The 1,564-nt window shown below is 44.4% G+C and carries 1 protein-coding gene; it reads left to right on the top strand.

Features of this window, described 5'->3' with window-relative positions; translation table 11 throughout:
- The first annotated feature begins 246 nt into the window (after nucleotides 1-246).
- Nucleotides 247-1,479: an IS110 family RNA-guided transposase gene (locus tag HMPREF0083_RS00815; protein WP_040301021.1), complete on the top strand. Its 1,233-nt coding sequence runs from the start codon at nucleotides 247-249 to the stop codon at nucleotides 1,477-1,479.
- Nucleotides 1,480-1,564 lie beyond the last annotated feature (85 nt).

Raw genomic sequence — 1,564 nt, 5'->3', positions numbered from 1 at the left:
TCCCAAACTACCATGGCTTGGCAGCCACCACGATGAATGAAAATGTACTTGGCCTGTGAACCTGCTGACTTCATAATGAAATTAGCAGGTCACAGGCCGATACTTTTTTGGTGGTAATAACCCCGAGTCCCAAACCGACCGACTGCACCTACGAGCACCGCCGATTGTTACCATGAGTACGTGTATAAAAATACTCTGCTTCAGGGTGCATGGCCTGCATCATTTTCTACAAAGGAAGTGATAGGGATGGATGCAATATTAGAACGATGTGCTGGACTGGATGTACATCAAGAGACGGTGGTAGCCTGTGCCATGTATGGTCCTTTGGACAGAAAACCCAAACAAGAAACCAAGACTTTTTCTACAACTACTAAAGGACTCCTTGAACTTCATGATTGGCTCCATCAATACGAGTGTACACATATCGCCATGGAAAGCACAGGTGTATACTGGAAGCCGGTATGGAACGTTCTTGAAGGGAGCTTTACATTGGTACTCGCCAACGCAAAGAGAATTAAGAATGTTCCAGGTCGAAAAACGGATGTGAAAGATGCAGCTTGGATTGCTCAATTACTCCGGTGTGGGTTGATCACTCCCAGCTTTGTTCCTCCTGAAGATATACGGGATCTACGAGATTACACTCGTTATCGCAGAAAGCTGCTCGCTAACGCTACGGCGGAAAAAAACAGAATCCACAAGATTTTGCAGGATGCCAACATCAAGCTGACAACATATGTGAGTGATGTATTCGGTGTATCTGGAAGAGCCTTACTCGAATCGATCGTCAACGGTGAGGTGCTAAGGCCAGACCAAGTAAAAGATCTAGTCAAAACATCACTAAAAAGAAAAGTTCCGCAACTTATAGAGGCTTTGAATGGTCGAGTTCGAGCTCATCATCGAAAAATAATCGGGATGCACCTCGATCACTTGAGGTATATTGAAGAACAAATTAGGGAAATCGAGAAAGAAGTCGACAGGCTACTCAGTCCCTATCTGGATATTGTTGAACGACTCATCACGGTTCCCGGGATTCAAAAGGATGCAGCGGCGGTCATCCTAGCAGAAATCGGGTACGATATGTCTTGTTTTCCATCAGACGCACATCTCTCATCATGGGGAGGTTTAAGTCCAGGGAACAACGAAAGTGCGGGCAAGAAAAAAAGCTCCCGAACCACGAAGGGAAACAGGAGCTTGAAAGCCGTACTTTGCCAGGCAGCTTGGGCCGCGAGTAAATCCAAAGGCACTCGGCTTTCTTCGTTTTTTTATCGCGTCCAGAAACGAAGAGGCCAGAAAAAAGCTACGATGGCCACGGCTCATCTCATATTACGTATTATATATCACATGTTGAAAAATAACATAACGTATCAAGAGTTTGGATGGGACTACTTACAAGAACAGTCGCGAGTTGTTGATTATTGGATCAAGAGAATTGAATCGCAAGGCTTCAAGGTAACGATTGAACCAACTGAGGTCTCATAAGTAAATACCATATTTTGGTTGTTATTGGCAACTAACTGTAGTCCGTCCCTTTTTTTGCCTTTAAGGGGAACATTTTCGTATAAAA

Origin of the sequence: Aneurinibacillus aneurinilyticus ATCC 12856 (assembly GCF_000466385.1) — a bacterium.
GTDB classification, from domain to species: Bacteria; Bacillota; Bacilli; order Aneurinibacillales; family Aneurinibacillaceae; genus Aneurinibacillus; species Aneurinibacillus aneurinilyticus.
Note: the sequence above shows the minus strand (reverse complement) of the source record. Positions and strands in the feature narration are given on the sequence as shown.